At 35.9% G+C, this 17,429-nt stretch carries 15 protein-coding genes and 1 tRNA gene; 11 read left to right on the plus strand and 5 right to left on the minus strand.

Going from position 1 to position 17,429, the window contains the following annotated elements:
- Positions 1–77: 77 nt before the first annotated feature.
- The 3 genes from HHU12_RS15480 to HHU12_RS15490 all read right to left on the minus strand — a co-directional run bounded on the left by HHU12_RS15480 (position 78) and on the right by HHU12_RS15490 (position 3,128).
- Entirely contained in the window at positions 78–1,841 is a 1,764-nt protein-coding gene (locus HHU12_RS15480; RefSeq protein ID WP_169657652.1) for an ABC transporter substrate-binding protein, read from the minus strand.
- 155 nt (positions 1,842–1,996) lie between these two features.
- Entirely contained in the window at positions 1,997–2,761 is a 765-nt protein-coding gene (locus tag HHU12_RS15485; RefSeq protein WP_169657653.1) for an exodeoxyribonuclease III, read from the minus strand.
- A gap of 4 nt (positions 2,762–2,765) precedes the next feature.
- Positions 2,766–3,128, minus strand: coding sequence for a hypothetical protein (locus HHU12_RS15490; protein ID WP_169657654.1), 363 nt, complete (start codon positions 3,126–3,128; stop codon positions 2,766–2,768).
- 72 nt (positions 3,129–3,200) lie between these two features.
- On the opposite strand from HHU12_RS15490, the gene HHU12_RS15495 reads away from it, so the two are divergent.
- The 10 genes from HHU12_RS15495 to HHU12_RS15540 all read left to right on the plus strand — a co-directional run bounded on the left by HHU12_RS15495 (position 3,201) and on the right by HHU12_RS15540 (position 11,130).
- Positions 3,201–3,902: a ComF family protein gene (locus HHU12_RS15495; protein WP_169657655.1), complete on the plus strand. Its 702-nt coding sequence runs from the start codon at positions 3,201–3,203 to the stop codon at positions 3,900–3,902.
- Positions 3,903–4,014: 112 nt separating this feature from the next.
- Positions 4,015–4,090: transfer RNA gene (locus HHU12_RS15500), tRNA-Met, on the plus strand.
- A 350-nt stretch (positions 4,091–4,440) separates the two neighbouring features.
- A complete protein-coding gene (nusB, locus tag HHU12_RS15505; RefSeq protein ID WP_169657656.1) occupies positions 4,441–5,625 on the plus strand; it encodes a transcription antitermination factor NusB in 1,185 nt (394 codons plus the stop codon).
- Between the two features lie 21 nt (positions 5,626–5,646).
- The gene (locus HHU12_RS15510) at positions 5,647–5,967 is read left to right on the plus strand and encodes a YtxH domain-containing protein (RefSeq protein ID WP_169657657.1); all 321 of its coding nucleotides are present in this window, start codon (positions 5,647–5,649) and stop codon (positions 5,965–5,967) included.
- A 289-nt stretch (positions 5,968–6,256) separates the two neighbouring features.
- Entirely contained in the window at positions 6,257–6,739 is a 483-nt protein-coding gene (locus HHU12_RS15515; protein ID WP_169657658.1) for a DUF1573 domain-containing protein, read from the plus strand.
- 109 nt (positions 6,740–6,848) lie between these two features.
- On the plus strand, positions 6,849–7,169 hold the full coding sequence (yajC, locus tag HHU12_RS15520; RefSeq protein WP_169657659.1) for a preprotein translocase subunit YajC: 321 nt from the start codon (positions 6,849–6,851) through the stop codon (positions 7,167–7,169).
- Between the two features lie 170 nt (positions 7,170–7,339).
- Positions 7,340–8,383: a YbbR-like domain-containing protein gene (locus tag HHU12_RS15525; protein ID WP_169657660.1), complete on the plus strand. Its 1,044-nt coding sequence runs from the start codon at positions 7,340–7,342 to the stop codon at positions 8,381–8,383.
- A gap of 2 nt (positions 8,384–8,385) precedes the next feature.
- Positions 8,386–8,994 carry a dephospho-CoA kinase gene (gene coaE, locus HHU12_RS15530; protein WP_169657661.1) on the plus strand — a complete coding sequence of 203 codons (609 nt, stop codon included), beginning with the start codon at positions 8,386–8,388 and terminating at the stop codon, positions 8,992–8,994.
- Positions 8,995–9,141: 147 nt separating this feature from the next.
- Positions 9,142–10,683 carry a bifunctional phosphoribosylaminoimidazolecarboxamide formyltransferase/IMP cyclohydrolase gene (purH, locus tag HHU12_RS15535; protein WP_169657662.1) on the plus strand — a complete coding sequence of 514 codons (1,542 nt, stop codon included), beginning with the start codon at positions 9,142–9,144 and terminating at the stop codon, positions 10,681–10,683.
- 186 nt (positions 10,684–10,869) lie between these two features.
- Positions 10,870–11,130: a 4a-hydroxytetrahydrobiopterin dehydratase gene (locus tag HHU12_RS15540; RefSeq protein WP_394353201.1), complete on the plus strand. Its 261-nt coding sequence runs from the start codon at positions 10,870–10,872 to the stop codon at positions 11,128–11,130.
- On the opposite strand, the gene mutL is transcribed toward HHU12_RS15540, so the two are convergent.
- Together mutL and ettA are read right to left on the minus strand one after the other, a co-directional pair.
- Positions 11,127–13,139: a DNA mismatch repair endonuclease MutL gene (gene mutL / locus HHU12_RS15545; protein ID WP_169657664.1), complete on the minus strand. Its 2,013-nt coding sequence runs from the start codon at positions 13,137–13,139 to the stop codon at positions 11,127–11,129. The genes HHU12_RS15540 and mutL overlap by 4 nt on opposite strands.
- Before the next feature lie 174 nt (positions 13,140–13,313).
- A complete protein-coding gene (gene ettA / locus HHU12_RS15550) occupies positions 13,314–15,002 on the minus strand; it encodes an energy-dependent translational throttle protein EttA (protein ID WP_169657665.1) in 1,689 nt (562 codons plus the stop codon).
- A gap of 481 nt (positions 15,003–15,483) precedes the next feature.
- On the opposite strand from ettA, the gene HHU12_RS15555 reads away from it, so the two are divergent.
- Positions 15,484–17,307: a DUF349 domain-containing protein gene (locus HHU12_RS15555; protein WP_169657666.1), complete on the plus strand. Its 1,824-nt coding sequence runs from the start codon at positions 15,484–15,486 to the stop codon at positions 17,305–17,307.
- Positions 17,308–17,429: the final 122 nt, after the last annotated feature.

Genomic DNA, 17,429 nt, shown 5'->3' on the forward strand with positions numbered 1-17,429 from the left:
CTTTACTCCTTGAAAAAACAAGACTGATTTTACAATAAAATCAGTCTTATTATTAATCTATAGTAATATAATTAATATTAATTAGTTTTGTCAAAATAAACGGCACTGAAATCACGATATTGCATCGCATTATTAGGAAAATCTTGTACCGAACGCTGAATTAGTCTATATCCTTCGTCATACCATAGTACAATGAAAGGTGCATCAGCCATTAAGATCTGCTCTGCTTTCATGAAATATTTCAAAGCTTCGTCTTGAGTTGTTGCAGCTAAAGCCTTTTCATATTCAACATCAAACTTAGGGTTCTTATAACGAATTAAGTTTGGCCATGATTTTTCATTCGGATTCTCAGGCAGTGTTTTAGAGTAGTAAGCCCATAAATAGTTTTCTGGACTTGGGTAGTCAGCAATACACGCTAAACGTAAGAAATCATATCTACCCATAATACTCTTTTCAGCAATTTGAGCGAAAGGAGAGAACTTCAATTCAATATTGATATTCAATTTATCTTTCAACTGCTTTTTCACTTCCAACGCTACATTGCTGTATTGTTCTCCTTCTGTATTAAGATCTAAAGTAATCTTAGGGAAACCTTTTCCGTTTGGATAACCTGCTTTTGCTAAATAATACTTCGCAGAGTCAATGTTCATAGAGTAACCTCTGATTTCTCCAATATCATAGTTTTTGAAAACAGGAGGAGTGATACCATTGTATCCTTCCATGTACCCTTCACCATTTAAGATATATTCTAAGATACGCTGTCTGTCGATAGCGTAGTTGAATGCTTTTCTAACGTTGATGTCACTGAAAACTTTGCTTTGGTTATTCAAGGCTAAGAATTGTGTGGACATCTCAGGAACTCTCTGTAAACGGTATTTGTAGTTTTCAGAACTTTCATCTGATTCAGTTAAGATGTCAATGATGTCTTCCGTTGGGATTCTATACATCATATCCAATTCACCTTTCTTGAACTCTAAAAACTCGATCTTCTTGTCCTTGATAAATGAAACAACAATCGCTTTCAAGAATGGAAGTTTATTACCAAACTGATCCGTACCATGATAGTTTTCATTTTTAGAAAGAATAATGCTGATGTCTTCATCTACAGATGCGATTTGGAAAGGACCCGTACCTACACATTTTGTACGCATATCTTCACCGTAAAACTCTCTTGCTTCTTCAGGGAAGATAAAAGCACCTGGTCTAGCAAGGTTGTACAAGAACATTGAGTTAGGCTTGATTAAAGTAACTTCAAAAGTATGCTCGTCTACTACTTTAAAACCTGATACTCCTTCTAAACCTTTTGGAGTTTTTACAAATGACACATCCTCTTTTGTAGCATTATAATATTCAGTAGCACCCACCACAATGTCTGTAAACAAGTGAGCATACTGATTGTTCTTATTATAAGTACAAATTAAGTTGAAACTATAGAAAATATCTTGAGCTGTAAGTTTCTTACCTTTCCCGCCTTCAAAGCACTTGTCATCATGAAAATAGACATTGTCTTTCAGCTTAAAAGTATAAACCAACTGATCATCTGATTTTGCATAGCTTTCTACAAGACTAGGAGTTACTTGAAGTGTTTGTTGATCAAACTTAAATAACCCTTCGTAAATCTGAGATGCAATTCTGTACGAGTAAATATCAATTATACTGAGCGGGTATAAGTTTTTGATATACTCAGATTCATTCACTCTAAAGACTCCACCGTAATACTTATTTCCTTTAGCAGGAGTTAAAGTATTTTCTTCTGAATTGTTTTCAGAATCGCCAGAGGTACAACCTGTAAAGGTCATCAAAGTCAATAAAGAGAATGTAATAGCTATTAGCTTTTTCATCTGCAATGAAATTTTCTATTTGTTACAGTTATACAAAGTGTACAACTAGGATTAATCATTTAATTGAAAGAGATACATCTGAAATGCACAAGACTAAAAATATTCAAAAAATTGATCATTTACTTACAAAAGACCAATTATTTATGAAATTTATTTCAAAAATCAATTTCTACGGGGCAGTGATCAGAATGGAAAGCGTCGTTATGTAATACAGCGTTTGTCAATTGATCAGCAAATTCATTCTGTACCATAAAGTAATCGATACGCCAACCTAAGTTCTTACCACGAGCTCCTGCTCTATATGTCCACCAACTGTATTTTCCAGGACTAGGGTCAAATTTCCTGAAAGCATCAATAAACCCACCTTCCTCGATGAACTTCGTAACCCATGCTCTTTCTGCCGGCTGAAAACCAGATGTGTTTTTATTGCGCTCTGGGTTATGAATGTCGATTGCTTTGTGACAGATGTTGAAATCACCACATACAATCAAGTTTTTATAATCTGCTTTTAAACCTTCTATGTAATTATAATAATCATCTAAAAAGTTGTACTTGAAATTTTGCCTTTCGTCTCCAGATGTTCCAGAGGGAAAATATGTATTGATTAAAGTGAAATTATCAAACTCACACAGTATCGTTCTACCTTCACAGTCGTATACATCAATTCCCATGCCTATTTTAGTAGACTTTGCAGGGATTTTTGATAAAATGGCTACACCGCTATAACCTTTCTTTTCGGCTGAATGCCAATAGATATGTTTGTAACCTAAATCTTCAAAAATGCTAAGGTCAACTTGGTCAGGATTTGCTTTCACTTCCTGAAGGCAGATGATATCTGGATTCACTGTTGTCACCCATTGATCGAGCTCTTTTTTTAAGGCTGCTCTGATACCATTTACATTATAAGATATGAGTTTCATGTGTTTAATCTAATAGGTCTGTTTCTTGTTTAAAATACTCTAATACATGCCATCTCATCAATTGTTCCTGCGCCAGCAAATCCATTGATGGAATTTTTTTGACGAGTTTCCAATGAGGCCATCCTTCCTGATCCAGCCCTTCCAGTTCATAATATCCTGAATAGCTTAACACTTTGCAAGTGGCAATATGAATGAGGTCTTGTTTTTCTTCTTTTGAAAATGGGATGGGGCCTTTCCCTAATTCCTGAACACCAATCATAAATAAAATGCTGTTGAGGTCACTAGGTTGTTTATCAAACACTTCTGTTAAAGCGCCGATAAGTCGGGACCATTCTATCTTTATATTTTCTAATTCTTCGTTTTCCAACTCTATTCTATTTTTCTAATTGAATATTTCGCTAATTTAGTAATCGGACCGAAATAACTAACTATTTTTTCAATGCATAATATTACTAAACTTTTCGATTTAATCTTCTACAGTCTTTTTCCAAAGACATGTGCTCATTGTGATACTCTACTAAAAAAAGGAGAAGATACACTTTGTTTCAAATGTCATTTTGAAATTGTCAGCTACCCATACAGCTGGGATCATTCAGAAGAAAACTATATCATCAATAAATTTGAATTCAGACTGCCATTAAAGAAAGCAGCCTCTTTTTTTGTATTCGAGAGCCCCTCTGTAGTTCAAAGTTTAGTACACAGTTTGAAATATGATGGAAACCAGAAAGTGGGGAAGTGGATTGTTGATTTTTATATGGATGATAAAAAGAAAGTATTTTTTGAAGGTCTCGATATAATGGTTCCTGTTCCACTACATCCAAAAAGAAATAAAGAGAGAGGTTATAATCAAGTAGATGTCTTGTGTGAGTCAATAGAAGGTTGTACGAATATAATTTATCAGAAAAATGCAGTACAACGAGTAAAATATACCACCTCTCAAACAAAGAAAACGAGGGAACAACGGCTGAAAAGTATGAAGGGTGTTTTTAATATCCCCGATCCAGCTGTTATAAATGATAAAAATATTTTGATTGTGGATGATGTATTGACTACAGGGGCGACAATTGAATCATTAGGCAATACACTGACGGAAAGTGGAGCAAAAAGTATTTCTATATTGTCAATTGCAGTGAAAATGTAATTATTTTAAAATTTACTTCACTGCATTATAGTATGTTAACTAGAAAGGTTGAAAGTTTATTTGGTTGGTAAAAAATAAACCTCTACTTTTGCACAGCATTTAAGAAAAACAGTGCGGGGTGGAGCAGTTGGTAGCTCGTCGGGCTCATAACCCGAAGGTCATCAGTTCGAGTCTGGTCCCCGCTACCAAGTAGGGCTAGTCAATAAAACGACTAGCCTTTTTTTATTGCATTCCAAGTACCATTAAAGGGGAAGTTACGCTTTGTTCAACAAGTGAAATCTAAAACTTGCGAAACAAACATCTCATCTTTAAGTATACTTAAATATCTGATTATCATATATGAAATACCATAATTAGATAGTATCTTAGAGTATGTTTGTTTGCTGTTTGAAAGAGAATCCTATCCATTTATTCCCTTTTCCACATCATTTATATAACATACTCTCTTAATAAAGTTGATTGACGAGAACTTTCTAATCCTCGTTGCCGTCAACTAAATGTAAATGTTCTTTAGGTTTTTAGGAAAAAATATAAATCCATGCTCAACAGAAGATTATTACGCATCAAAGTGATGCAAAGCGTTTATGCATTTAAGCAAAGTAAAGCTTCTAACAAAGAATTAACGATTGATAAAATCAAGGCAGAATTCAGAGAAGAATTTTTAGAGTTAGGCCAAGAGGAGAAAGCTAGAATTGATGAAGAGCAAGCAAAAGTAATTGAGTACTTCAATAACTATGTGGATGAAGATGCTGAGGCTTCAACTGAAAACCTAGATGCCAAGCTATTAAAAGTAGCTTCTAATGCAAGAAGTCATTATGAAGAGTTGGTATCGAATGATCAGCTTGATTTCAGAAAAAGAATGGTGATTGAGACAGAACAGTTATTTACAAAGTATTTAAAGCTGTTGTCTTATATCATTGATATTTCAGTGCTTTCTAAAAAAGAATTGGAGCGTAAAGCTGAAAGAGGTGCTAGGAACATGGAAATGGACGAAAAGTTTGTGGACTGGTTCTATAATAACGCTGCATTTAAATTGTTAAGAGAAGATGCTGCTCTAAATGAAATTCTTTCTGAAAAGAAATTAAGAAGAATTGAGGATGATGAGAGAGTACTGGAATGGTTGAGAATCTTAAAGAAAGATGAGGAGATTGTGGGTCAGATTGAAGATCTTTTAAAAGAATCAAATTCATTTGAAACACAACAAGAAATATTACGTTTAATTGTTAGAGATTTCATCTTCAAAAATGAGGTGGTTGAATCTACTTTTGAAGCGGAAGATTTGAACTGGTCGGAAAACAAGAAAATACTGAGAAGTATGGTGTTGAAGACAGTGAAGAATCTAAGTGAGGGAGAGGAGACAGAAATTCTTTCTATCTCTAAAAACTGGGATGAGGATAAAGAGTTTTTTGAAGACCTTTATACTTATACCTTAAACCAGGAAGAAAGCTTCAAAGGAATTATTGAAAGCAAATCCAAAAAATGGGCTGTTGATAGAATTGCTAAAGTAGACGGAATCTTGATTAATATGGCATTGGCAGAAATGTTAAACTTCAGAAATATTCCTGTAAAAGTGACCATAAATGAATTTATTGAGATTTCTAAGCAATATAGTACGCCAAAAAGTTGGCAGTTTATCAACGGTATGTTAGATTCAATCTCTGAAGAGCTTCAGAATGAAGGGAAGATCAAGAAGAGTGGAAAAGGCTTACTAGATAACAAATAATTAAACAATATTACTTTTAAGATGGCAAAAAACGGTGGAAATTCATTTTTAGGCTTTGTTGCCGGTGCTGCAGCAGGTGCTTTATTAGGTGTTCTATTCGCTCCAGATAAAGGAAGAAATACAAGAGAACGTCTTTCGTATAAATTAGATAAGTATCGTGAAGATCTTGAGGATCTTGTGGAAGACTTAGTAGAGGAAAGAAAAATTGCCGTTACCGCTGCAAAATCTGAAGGCCAAAAGGTGATTGATGATGCAATCAAACGTGCCGAAGAATTAATGGGTGAAGTAGATGCAATTAAAGAAAGTATTGCTGAGCCTGCATTAGAGGACGATAACGAATAATTCTAATATATTCTAGAAGAGAGGTAAGGAAATTTAGTTTCCTTGCCTTTTTTTTATGAAAAAGTTTTTATAATTGTGAATTAAGCAGTTGTACATTTGAACTTGGAATAAGCTGGATTATTATTTTTGACTTAGTACTTAGATTAAAATGAAAATCTAAAACTTCCGGTTGTTAATTATACAACTCCTTAAGGAATGAAGTGAGTGATGTTAAGAATTATCCTTACCTTGCCTTCGAAAGAAAGAAATAGTATATCAATCACAGATTACAATCTAATTTTTAGAAAATATGAAATTTTTAAATGCACTTTCAGTTTTAGTATTGGCTTCTTTAATGATAGCCTGTGGTGAACAAAAATCAGAGACTTCTGCAACTGTTGCTACACAGCCAGCAGCGAAGGTTGAAGTTGCAAAAACTCCCCAAGCTCCAAAAGGCCCTTTAGCAAAATTTGAATTCACAGAAAAAGAGTATGATTTCGGTGAAATCACAGAAGGTGATAAAGTAACTCACGTATTTAATTATAAGAATACTGGTGAAGTACCTTTAACAATCACTAATGTTAGAACAACTTGTGGATGTACTGCTCCAAACTGGGATAGAACTCCATTAGCACCAGGTGAATCAGCAGAGTTGACAGTATCATTCAACAGTCAAAATAAGAAAGGAACACAAGTGAAAAGAATCACTATCAGTGCTAATGTAGAAGACGGCATGGATGTGGTGACGATTAAAGCTAAAGTGAACCCTAAAGCTGAAAACGCAACAATGTAATTCAGTCTTTTTTCTGATAATTCACAAAAAAAAACCTCTATTAGGAAATATACCTGATAGAGGTTTGTATTTTTGTGGCACGTACAAATAAAATTTTATTATGCTTACAATGAACATTCTTTTACAAGCAGGAGCAGAGCCTCCATATATGAACTTAATTTTTATCGTGGGAATGGTAGCTGTGTTCTACTTCTTTATGATAAGACCTCAGCAAAAGAAACAAAAAGAACAGCAAAAGTTTTCTGACGGAGTGAAGAAAGGTCAGATGGTAGTGACTGTAAGCGGAATGCACGGAAAAGTATTTGAAGTAAATTCAACTACAGTAGTATTAGAAATTGACAGAGGTGTAAAAGTAACTTTTGAGAAGTCTTCAATCTCAGCTGAAAACACGAACATCGTTTTCGGACCAAAGAAAGAAAAGAAAGCTTAAGGAATACCTTTTCTTAAAGTCATTGAAATAAATTTTCAGCCGTTGTACAAATTAAATTGTGCAACGGCTTTTCTTTTTGAGTACATTGCAGTATTGAATAAATAAGAATTAGCTACCCTTTGTAGAAAGAGCAGATTTGGAACATGCTCTAAGAGGTCTTAAATTAGAATATGCCTGATAATAAAAAATATCACATCCCTGATTTTGAAAAGCTTGTTGAATGGTCAAAGAAAAAACTAGACGAGCTCATTGAAGACAGTACTTTTTTCCAGGAAGTAAAAACCTGGGACTGGAGTGCTATGATGATTTGTTTTATGACGGCTTTTATCTTCTGGATATTCCATTCTCTAAATGATGACCATACCTCTACAATAGAAATTCCTGTTGATGTAAAAGTAAGGGAAGACAATGTGGTCGCTTTGCAGGAACCCCCTCAATATGTGAGTGTGAATGCGACGGGTAATGGATGGACTTTGCTTTCGAAATCATTAGGAGTAGGAAAGAGCAAGCTGACGATTAATTTGGAAGATCCAGTTTCTGTAAAATATTTAGCAGGAAAGTTTCTATTAAAAGAGTTGTCTCAAGTATTGAAAGGTTTAAAAGTAAACTATATTCTAGAAGATACTTTGTCTTTTAATTATGATACACTTACGAATAAAAGACTCGCAGTAGAGATTGATTCCTCTTCCTTTCATTTTCAAAATGGCTACAAAAGGGTAGGCAAAATTAATGTTACTCCTGATAGTGTCACTTTCAGAGGACCTGCAACGGAACTTTCTCAATACCCAGACGTACTTGTGTTAAGGTCTGATGATTTGGAACCGATTGCAGAAGATTTGAATGAATACATACCAATAGAACTGCCTTTTAAAAATCAAAAACGATTAGTAGTTTCGCAGTATGATGAGGTAAAAGTACATTTTGATGTACATTATTTTATCTCTACGAAAGATAAAACACGTATTTTGAGGGTAAACTTTCCACAAGAACAAGACTCAGTATTTTTATTAGATCCTAAGGATGTTTATATTAGCTATAGCATCAGAGAAGACCTGATCAATAGTATTGATTCTATCCCTGTGGTCGTTGACTTCAAGGATATTAATTGGGCAGATTCTACGGTAACACCAAAGGTGTTTTTAGACAATGACAATTACGAGAATATTTTACTCTCACCGAAGCACCTCAGAGTGCGTAAAACGAAATTAAATTAAACATGCAGGTAGGAATTACTGGCGGAATTGGGGCTGGTAAAAGTTTTATATGTAGAGTTTTCAAAGTATTGGGAACGCCTATCTATAATGCAGATGCCAGTGCTAAGATGCTAATGACCGAAGACCCAGAAATTATTTATGAAATTAAGCAGGTTTTTGGAGAAGAAGCTTATTTGGAAAATGGTAAATTAAATAGAGCTTACTTAGCGAATCAAATCTTTAATGACCAGAAAAAGCTGACGACTATGAATGAAATTGTTCATCCTAGAGTAGCTGCACACTATGAAAATTGGGCTGAAATCCAGTTGAAAAAACATCCATATGTTGTCAAAGAGGCAGCGCTGATGTTTAGTAATGGCAACTATAAAAAGTTGGACAAAGTTATTGTTGTTGATGCACCCATAGAAAAAAGAATTCAAAGGGTAGTGGCAAGAGATCATCGATCACCAAAGCAAATTGAAGACATTATAGAGAAACAAAAAAAGGAAGAAGATTTATTTAGTCTGGCAGATTATAGATTGGATAATGATGATTCCACTTTATTGATTCCACAGATTATTGAACTTCACAAAACCTTTTCAGTAGGTCAAAAAGAAAGTGAATTAATCTAAACTTGACAATTAGTTCATCCAAAAGACTAAGAATTATAGATAGAATACTATAATTTTTAGTCTTTTTTATTTCTTAAGTCTTTTTTTAAACTTGAAATGATTAATTTCGCGCTATAATCACAAATCAAAGATTATCAATAAAATAATATGAAAAAGGTCGAGTCAGCACTCATTTCGGTTTTTTACAAAGACAATCTAGCGCCAATTGTAAAACTGTTACAAGAAAATGGTGTCACAATTTATTCAACAGGTGGCACACAGAGTTTTATAGAAGAACTAGGAGCCGAAGTAACGGCTGTTGAAGACTTAACTTCGTACCCTTCTATCCTTGGAGGACGTGTTAAAACTTTGCACCCTAAAATCTTTGGAGGTATCCTTAATAGAGGAGACAACGAAACAGATCAAGCTCAAATCGCAGAATACGATATTCCAAACATCGATTTGGTAATCGTGGACTTGTATCCATTTGAGGAGACTGTAGCTTCAGGAGCTGAGCATCAAGCAATCGTAGAAAAAGTAGATATCGGTGGTATCTCTTTGATCCGTGCTGCTGCTAAGAACTACAAAGATACTTTGATTGTATCTTCAAGAGAGCAGTATGATGAAGTAGCTCAAATCTTATCGGAGAAAAACGGAGCAACAGATCTTAAAGATCGTTTACGTTTCGCTGCAAAAGCATTTGACATCTCATCTCACTATGACTCAAAAATCTTTGAGTACTTCAATAGTGTGGTAGCTGAAGAGGAAGAAGAAATCCCAAGCTTGAAAGTATCTGAGCGTTCTGCTAAGACACTTCGCTATGGTGAAAACCCTCATCAAAAAGGAACTTTCTACGGTGAGTTATCAGAAATGTTCGATCAGTTAAATGGTAAAGAACTTTCTTACAATAACTTGGTAGACGTTGACGCTGCTGTGGCATTGATCGACGAATTCCCTGCTGAAGAAGGAGCTACATTTGCAATCTTGAAGCATACAAATGCTTGTGGTGTTGCTTTAGGTAGCGATATCAAAGATGCTTATGTAAAAGCATTAGCTTGTGATCCTGTTTCTGCATTCGGTGGTGTATTGATCAGTAATAAAGAAATTGATTTAGCAGCTGCTGAAGAAATTCACAAATTATTCTGTGAAGTAGTAATCGCTCCAGGTTTTGCAGATGATGCATTAGCATTATTAAAAGGAAAGAAAAACCGTATCATCCTTAACAGAAAAGAAGTAACTGTTGGTAAGGTTCAGTACAAATCATTGTTAAATGGTGTATTGGCTCAAGACAAAGACCTTCAAACTGAAACTTGGGAAGATTTGAAAACGGTAACTGATAAAGCACCTTCAGATGCTCAAACTGCCGCTTTACTTTTTGCTAACAAAATCTGTAAGCACACTAAATCTAACGCTATCGTTTTAGCGAAAGATGGTCAGTTGTTTGCAAGTGGTGTTGGTCAAACTTCAAGAGTTGACGCTTTAAATCAAGCAATCTTGAAAGCGAAAAGCTTTGGATTTGATTTATCAGAAGCTGTAATGGCATCAGATGCATTCTTCCCATTCCCTGACTGTGTAGAGATTGCACAAAAAGAAGGAATTGAAGCTGTAATCCAGCCAGGTGGATCGATCAAAGATCAAGATTCAGTTGATTTCTGTAACAATAATGGTGTTGCTATGGTAATGACAGGTGTTCGTCATTTCAAACATTAGAATATAAATAAAGCACTTTGCTTTTAAAGAAACCGATGCCTTAGGGTGTCGGTTTTTTTGTTTAGTACCTAGAGTAACAGGCGTCACCCCTAAAAACTATTAGTTATAAATTGTTCTTTTAAACATGTAATCATTAGCTTAGTTGTAAAGAAGAGATAATTTTTTCTTTAAAAAACTTCACATAAGATTTTAAACACATATAACAGGAAAATGAGTTGGATAGAAAAAGAAAATAAACTCCAGAAGACTTTTACTTTTAAAGACTTTTCAGAAGCATTTGCTTTTATGACAAGGGTAGCATTTTTAGCGGAGCAACATCAACACCATCCCAATTGGTCGAATGTTTGGAATACGGTGGAAATACATCTCACTACACATGATGCAGGAAATACGGTAACGGAAAAGGATAAGAAATTAGCGGAAGCTATTGATCAACTTTTAGGTTAGCGGATGTTGAACAAGCCTTCTATTTGTGCAGTGTCCATTAAAACAACGGTTTTCTTACCGTCAGGAGTATAATTTGGAGACTCACAAGAGAATAGCTGCTCGATCATTGACTTCATTTCTTGAAGTTCAAGCACCTGCCCACTCTTAATACAAGCTCTTTTTGCCAATGCTCTCGCAATGTTTTCATTGGCAGAAAGGCGTAACTCTTGATTGTGTTTTACTTGCTCAAGTAATTCTTCCAAAATTTCTTGCTCATCACCACCTTGAATGATAGCAGGAATTCCTTTGATTAGAATTTCATTGTTCTCTTCCATTGAAAAACCAAAACCTAAGGCCGTGATTTCAGGTGAGAATTCTGTAAATAAAACAAAGTCAGAAGGGTTGAGGGCTACTTTTTTAGGGAAAAGTAATTGCTGAGAAACACCTGAAGAGTTATCAATCTGTAACAGGAATTTTTCATATAAAATACGTTCATGTGCTGCTTCTTGATTCATAAGCATCACACCGGATTTTACCTGATACATGATAAACTTCTGATGCAATTGCGTTGGAATTACATTGTCAGAAGGGAAACCTACATTATCAGAAAGCTTTTCTACTGACTGATCAATATCGTTTGCTCTTGAGCTGTATGTGATTGGTTCGTCAGGAGTCTCAGGTGTAGAGAAATTATTCGAAGAAATTTGCTCTTCGTCAGGGTTCCAAGGAGTGAAGTCAGGCATTTCTCCTGATTCTTTATTGCTCCAAGAATTCAATCGAGAAGAAACTTTTACAAAGTCCTCTCCATTATTTCCTTGGTCAAAAGGAACATTGACCACAAAATCATCTAATGGTGTGGAAGTACTGCCAATATTCTCAGAGAAAGTAGTAGAATTACTTTCAGATGGAGGCGGCAAGTCTGGAAGATTAGAAGAAATTTCAATACTATCAATGCTCGGAGGAGTAGAAGTAAGCGCAGGGCCATTCTCTCCATCTTTTGCAAAATTGACATCAATACCAAAATCAATAGAAGGAGCAACTCCATAACTGGCCAATGCTTGTTTTACAGCCGCACTGACGATGGCATAGGTTGTTCTTTCGTCTGCAAATTTCACCTCTGTTTTTGTAGGATGAACATTCACATCCACATTAGCAGGGTCCAATTCAATAAACAAAAGATAGAAAGGGAAATGATTATCAGGGAGTATTGTGTCATAAGCCGTCATGATAGCATGATTCAATGCAGAGTGCTTAATGTACCTTCCATTGACAAAGAAAAACTGTTCACCACGAGTTTTCTTTGCATTTTCAGGCTTCCCGATATAACCTTTTACTTTGATTACTCCCAAATCCTCTTGACAAGGATAAAGTTGTTCCTGATAAGATTTGCCGAACATGGAAACAATACGCTTTGCAATATTTCCAGCTCTGAGGTTATAAATTTCTTTATCTTCAGAAATCATGGTCATTGAGATTTCAGGGTGAGCCAATGCCACTCTTTGGAATTCATCAATGATATGTTTTAGTTCAACGGGGTTCGATTTTAAGAATTTTCTTCTTGCAGGAACATTGAAGAAAAGATTTTTTACAGAAAAAGCAGTGCCTTTAGGGGTACTGATTGGTTCTTGCTTTTTTACTTCAGAACCTTCAATTTCTAATAAAACACCCAATTCATCCTCTTCCTTTCTTGTTTTGACAGCCACTTGAGCAACTGCTGCAATAGATGCCAAAGCCTCACCTCTAAAACCAAAGGTATTGATATTAAAGAGGTCTTCAGAAGAACCGATTTTAGAAGTAGCATGACGTTCAAAACTCATTCGCACATCAGTTTCAGACATACCGCATCCATTATCAATTACTTGAATTAATGTTTTACCAGCATCCTTTACCTTTAACACGATAGATTTACTACCAGCATCGATGGCATTCTCCACCAATTCTTTCACCACTGAAGCGGGGCGCTGCACCACTTCTCCAGCTGCAATTTGATTGGCTAATGATTCAGGTAATAATCGTATGACGTCTTGCATATTCTATCTTTGACTATATTTTGATATAGTAAATTTTCAAAATTCTTGTTGAAAAAATTCAATAAAAAAGAATCTCATCAGAATTACAAAAATAACCTCTTTTTGTTTAAAAAAAATGCTTCTATTATCATTATTAGATAAAAGAAGCATCTTTTAGAAAAGTTTGTAAAAAAACTATTTCATCAATTTTTTATATTTCAATCTTTTTGGCGTTGTATCACCTACTTCTTCTCTTCTCTTCGCTTCATACTCTGAGAAGTTACCTTCGAAGTAACGTACTTTTGAATCACCTTCAAACACCAATAAGTGAGTAGCTAAACGGTCAAGGAACCAGCGGTCGTGAGAAATAATCACAGCACAACCCGCAAAGTTTTCTAATGCTTCCTCTAACGAACGCATAGTGTTAACATCCAAGTCGTTGGTAGGCTCATCGAGTAACAACAAGTTGGAACCTTCTTTTAAGGTCATTGCTAATTGTACTCTGTTTCTCATACCACCAGAAAGATCACTGATTTTTTTCGATTGATCATTTCCAGCAAAGTTGAACTTACTCACATAAGCTCTAGAGTTGACTTGCTTACCACCAATTTCCATTAGCTCGTTGCCTTCAGAAATTGTTTCCCAAACAGTTTTTTGAGGATCCATTAAAGCATGTTCTTGGTCCACATACCCAATCTCAACTGTATCGCCTACATCAAAAGTACCGCTGTTGGGTTGAAGCTGACCCGTGATCAATTTAAATAAAGTAGTTTTACCTGCGCCGTTTGGACCAACGATACCAACAATACCACCTTGAGGTAACGTGAAGTTTAAGTCCTCATAGAGTACTTTATCTTCAAAAGCCATAGAAACACCTTTCGCTTCGATTACTTTACTACCCAATCTTGGTCCAGCAGGGATGTAAAGTTCCAACTGTTGTTCTTTCTCTTTCGCTTCCTCGTTTAAGAGATTTTCGTAAGACGATAAACGCGCTTTTTGTTTGGCATGTCTACCTTTAGGCGTCATACGGATCCAGTCCAACTCACGCTCTAATGTCTTCTGACGTTTTGATTCTTGCTTTTCTTCCTTTGCTAAACGCTTTTGTTTTTGATCTAACCAAGAAGAGTAATTTCCTTTCCAAGGAATACCTTCACCACGATCCAGCTCAAGAATCCACCCTGCCACATTATCCAAGAAATAACGGTCGTGGGTTACGGCAATGACAGTACCTTTATATTGTTGTAAATGTTGCTCTAACCAGAATACTGATTCTGCATCCAAGTGGTTGGTAGGTTCGTCAAGTAATAGAACGTCAGGGGCTTGTAATAATAATCTACATAAGGCTACTCTACGTTTCTCACCACCAGAAAGTACACCTACTTTTTGATCTTCAGGAGGACAACGTAAAGCATCCATTGCTCTTTCTAACTTGCTATCCAATTCCCAAGCATCAAGATTATCTAATTTCTCTTGCACTTCTCCTTGACGCTCAATGAGTTTGTTCATTGCGTCAGGATCTTCAAGAATCTCAGGCTCAGCAAATTTCAAGTTGATTTCTTCAAATTCCTGAAGTAAATCTACTGTTTCTTTAGCTCCTTCTTGAACAACTTCTTTCACCGTTTTTTCAGGATCTAATTGTGGTTCTTGCTCTAAGTAACCAATGCTATATCCTTGAGAAAAAACGACTTCACCACGATACTCTTTATCAACTCCTGCAATGATTCTTAAAAGAGAAGATTTACCTGATCCGTTTAGACCTAAGACACCAATTTTGGCTCCATAGAAAAAGGATAAATAAATATTTTTAAGGACCTGTTTATTAGGTGGGTATACTTTTGTGACACCCGCCATTGAGAAGATGACAGTTTCGTTATTGTTGCTCATATCTTTAAATTATTGAACTAAAAACTCTTATTTTCCGTAAATGTAGGAGAATACTTAAATTAATCACTAATAAAAGTGAGTATATCGTGGTAAAATTTGCAAATCAAAATCTAAGGTAGCAAATTGCATAATAATTGGAGAATATGAGAATAACACCATGTGTTTAATACAAAGTGGCATAATTCTTATAACTTAATTTAAGTATATATCTCATTCGAAGTAAATATATAGTTTGACTAATAAAATAATTTAAAAACGTATAGATAAAAAAAATACATTTAGTTTAAAAAATTATCATAATTCGGTTTGTAAGAGACTATCAGGAACTATTGATCATTTCAATTCTTAAAGTTGATCAAATGCATTTTAATACTACGTTAATGACTAAGTATTAATTGATATTATCTTCACCAATTTATTTTATTAATAATTTAATCAACAGCTTTTATTATCATTTAAAAGACCAAACAGGCGAATAGCGATGTCAGATTCCCAAATTATCGAGCACAAGAACATTACAGAGTACGGCTACGTACAAGATGGTAAAGTATTTTTAAGAGGATATTACCATTTCCAAGACAGAGAAATTGGAGTTGTAAGAGAGAGTGAAGAAGAGAGTTTACAATATTTTGTAGACCGTTTCACTATGGTAACAAACAAAGTTTTAGCAGTTAAAGAAGCAGTACACACAGCAGAGAACAAAGGTTCATTCTTAATGAAGCTTATTCACATGCGTACTTACTTAGCTTCATTCAATGGCTTAGGTGACTTTACTGAACTTTATGAAATCATCAATGTATTAGAAGATGAAATCAACGAGTACATTTCAGTCAACAGAGCTAAAAACCTAGAAATTAAAACTGCTCTTCTTAAAGAAGCTGAACAGTGGAAAGATAGCACTGACTGGAAAGAGGCTTCTCTTCGTTTCAAAGAGATCAAAATGAACTGGATCAAAACTGGTTCTGCAATCAAAGAAGAAGAAGAAGAACTTTCTACGAAGTTTAACCAATATATGGATGACTTCTACCAAGCTAGAAGTGATTTCTATGAAAAACAAAACGCTCTTCACGAAGAATACATTGATCAGTTTGAAGCATTATTGATCAAAGTAAGAAGAATCAACCGTATGGGTGGTGGTGAAGATCACGTTCAGGAGGTTAAGGATTTACAAGCTCAATGGAGAGAAGTTGGAAATGTGCCTAAAAAGAAAATGGGCTTCTTATTCCAAGACTTCAAACGTGAGACTGCGAAATTCTTCAGCTCTATCGGCGGTGGTGGATACCAACAACGTGATGGTGGATACCAACAACGTGGTGGTGGCGGATACCAGCAACGTGGTGGTGGCGGATACCAACAACGTGGTGGTGGCGGATACCAGCAACGCGGTGGTGGCGGATACCAGCAACGCGGTGGTGGCGGATACCAACAACGCGGTGGTGGCGGATACCAACAACGCGGTGGTGGCGGATACCAGCAACGCGATAATGGTGGATACCAACAACGCGGTGGTGGCGGATACCAACAACGTGGTGGTGGCGGATACCAGCAACGTGATAATGGTGGTTACCAACAACGCGGTGGTGGCGGATACCAGCAACGTGATAATGGTGGTTACCAACAACGCGGTGGTGGCGGATACCAGCAACGTGATAATGGTGGTTACCAACAACGCGGTGGTGGCGGATACCAGCAACGTGATAATGGTGGTTACCAACAACGCGGTGGTTACCAACAACGCGATAACGGAGGTTACCAACAACGTGAGAACTACGGTGGTGGCGGAGACAGACCAGCATATAGCACAAGAGATATGGGCGGTATGTCAAACAAAGCTCCATTGGAGTCGAAAAAGGACTTACTAGATACAGCTGAAAAGTACTTAAGCGATGGCGCACCATTCAACATTGCTAATATCAAGCAATTGCAAAATGGTTGGAAATCATTAGGTAAGGAGCCTTCTCAAGAAGATAAAGAAATGAACTTACGTTTCCGTATCGTTTGTAACGAAATCTTCGAGAGTCACTTCTTAGAGCGTACTGCTAAGAATGAGGAGCCAGACTTATACAGCTTATCTGACTTTGAGCAGTTGAAAATCAAGTTGGATATCCTTAGAGAGTCGATCCGTAAAGACGAGCAAGAATTATTTGAATTCAATGCGAAGTACTCTTCAATTTTATCATCTCCAAACGCGGAGCAAAACACAGAAAACTATGCTTTATACCAAGAGCGTAATAACTATGTGAACAAGTTGAAGACTAAACAACGTATTCTTAAGAAACTGGAAGATAAGTTGTTAGCAATGTAATTCAAAATAGAAATATTTTATTTGAAGTGTCTCGAACGAAAGTTTGGGACACTTTTTGTTTGCCCTGCATGCAAACTATCCCGACAGCTTGAAAGAAAGCTGTTTCGCCCCTCGGAGGGAAG

This window comes from Flammeovirga aprica JL-4 (genome assembly GCF_012844305.1).
Lineage (GTDB): Bacteria > Bacteroidota > Bacteroidia > Cytophagales > Flammeovirgaceae > Flammeovirga > Flammeovirga aprica.

Bases quoted from the DNA above. Each gene is read 5' to 3' on its own strand.
- HHU12_RS15480 (WP_169657652.1), bottom strand. From the start codon at position 1,841: ATGAAAAAGCTAATAGCTATTACATTCTCTTTATTGACTTTGATGACC.
- HHU12_RS15485 (WP_169657653.1), bottom strand. From the start codon at position 2,761: ATGAAACTCATATCTTATAATGTAAATGGTATCAGAGCAGCCTTAAAA.
- HHU12_RS15495 (WP_169657655.1), top strand. From the start codon at position 3,201: ATGCATAATATTACTAAACTTTTCGATTTAATCTTCTACAGTCTTTTT.
- nusB (WP_169657656.1), top strand. From the start codon at position 4,441: ATGCTCAACAGAAGATTATTACGCATCAAAGTGATGCAAAGCGTTTAT.
- HHU12_RS15510 (WP_169657657.1), top strand. From the start codon at position 5,647: ATGGCAAAAAACGGTGGAAATTCATTTTTAGGCTTTGTTGCCGGTGCT.
- HHU12_RS15515 (WP_169657658.1), top strand. From the start codon at position 6,257: ATGAAATTTTTAAATGCACTTTCAGTTTTAGTATTGGCTTCTTTAATG.
- yajC (WP_169657659.1), top strand. From the start codon at position 6,849: ATGAACATTCTTTTACAAGCAGGAGCAGAGCCTCCATATATGAACTTA.
- HHU12_RS15525 (WP_169657660.1), top strand. From the start codon at position 7,340: ATGCCTGATAATAAAAAATATCACATCCCTGATTTTGAAAAGCTTGTT.
- coaE (WP_169657661.1), top strand. From the start codon at position 8,386: ATGCAGGTAGGAATTACTGGCGGAATTGGGGCTGGTAAAAGTTTTATA.
- purH (WP_169657662.1), top strand. From the start codon at position 9,142: ATGAAAAAGGTCGAGTCAGCACTCATTTCGGTTTTTTACAAAGACAAT.
- mutL (WP_169657664.1), bottom strand. From the start codon at position 13,139: ATGCAAGACGTCATACGATTATTACCTGAATCATTAGCCAATCAAATT.
- ettA (WP_169657665.1), bottom strand. From the start codon at position 15,002: ATGAGCAACAATAACGAAACTGTCATCTTCTCAATGGCGGGTGTCACA.
- HHU12_RS15555 (WP_169657666.1), top strand. From the start codon at position 15,484: ATGTCAGATTCCCAAATTATCGAGCACAAGAACATTACAGAGTACGGC.